This window comes from Streptomyces silaceus (assembly GCF_001419745.1).
GTDB lineage: Bacteria > Actinomycetota > Actinomycetes > Streptomycetales > Streptomycetaceae > Streptomyces > Streptomyces silaceus.
Genome location: NZ_LIRJ01000730.1, coordinates 1 through 1,256, shown reverse-complemented (window position 1 = coordinate 1,256; position 1,256 = coordinate 1). Strand labels below are relative to the sequence as shown.

General features: G+C 76.4%; 2 protein-coding genes. Both read right to left on the bottom strand.

Translation table 11 applies throughout. From position 1 onward, the window contains the following. Positions 1-180, bottom strand: a 180-nt coding sequence (locus AOK22_RS39070) for a hypothetical protein (RefSeq protein WP_157872446.1), incomplete at its 3' end; no start/stop codon positions are given. 236 nt (positions 181-416) lie between these two features. Further along, positions 417-1,148 (bottom strand): ankyrin repeat domain-containing protein, encoded by a 732-nt coding sequence (locus AOK22_RS39065; RefSeq protein WP_055703354.1) that lies wholly within the window; start codon positions 1,146-1,148, stop codon positions 417-419. Positions 1,149-1,256 lie beyond the last annotated feature (108 nt).

The following is a 1,256-nucleotide window of genomic DNA, read 5'->3' as shown; positions in this document are numbered from 1 at the left end:
GGCGATGGCGACGGGCAGCGACGTCACCACGTGGCCGATCTCCCGGAAGGTGACGGCGGAGAAGGGCGCCCGCCAGAAACCGGGCCGCGCGGGGCCCGAGCCCTGCGCGGGCGTGGCCTTCGACGACGCCGGACGGGCCGGGGAAGGGGCGTACGGGAGGGTGCCGGTGTCGATGCTCATCGTGGGCCTCGAATCGTCGCGGTGGGAGGTGGGGACGTGCTCTGCTGCTGTCCTCCACGTTCGCGAGAACTCGACCGACGCGGCATACGGCGACATGGTGTCTCAGGGGTGGTGCCAAGCCCCCTGCCGCCCGGGGGCGCCCCGCAGGCGCGGATCAAAACCGCTGGTCAGTGGCGCCTGGGTGCCCGCGGCGAGGGTGAGGCGGACCGAGGCGACGGCGCACCCGGCCGTGCCGCTCACCCCGACTCCGCCCGCCCCCGCGCCCCTTGACCGCGCAGCCATGCGACGACGTCCTCGGCGCCCGCCTCGACGGCGATGTCCAACGGCGTCATGCCGTCGTACCCGATCCGGTCCAGCTCGGCGCCCTGCGCGAGCAGATAGCGCGCGGTGGCCAACTGCCCGCCGTGGCAGGCGCCCCAGAACGCGCTGGTGAGGTCCTCGGCGTCCGGCGGGCCCGCCGCGACCGCGGCCTCGACGCGGTCGAGGAGGCCCAGCGTCGCCGCGTCCTGCAGCGTCGTCCGCGCCCCGTGCTCCAGCAGGCGCCGCGCCGCCCGCCACTGCCCGCACCCGCGGGCGTCGGCCAGCGGGGTGCCGCCCCCGATGACGGCGCCGTCCGCCTCGATGTCCGCGCCCGCCGCGAGCAGGGCGTCGAGCGCGGCCACGTCGTCGTTGCTCGCGGCCCAGTGCAACGGGGTCTCGGCGTGCGCCCCGACGAACCGCGCGCCCGGGTCCGCGCCCGCCGCGACCAGCACGGCGATGGTCTCGGGGGCCGAGGGGAAGTGCCCCGGCCAGTCGGTGGCGATGTGCAGGAGAGTGCGGGTGCCCGCGGCCTCGCCCTCCTGCCGGATCCCGGCGGCGGCGAGCCCCGGATGCGCGCCGAGCAGCTCGCGCAGCGCGGGGACGTCACCGGCGCGGATCGCCTCGGTCACCGCGACGGCCAGCGGATCCCGCACGTCGAGAACGTCCATGTCCGGCCTCCTGATCGACTGCCGTCGAGTCTGTCAGGGGCCACTGACAACGGCTGGTCGGACAAAGGCCGACAGGGCCCCCGCCACCCACGCCGCCCACCTCCCCCA

What these genes read in the sequence shown, in the direction of transcription:
- AOK22_RS39065 (WP_055703354.1), bottom strand. Translation starts at nt 1,148, where the DNA reads ATGGACGTTCTCGACGTGCGGGATCCGCTGGCCGTCGCGGTGACCGAG.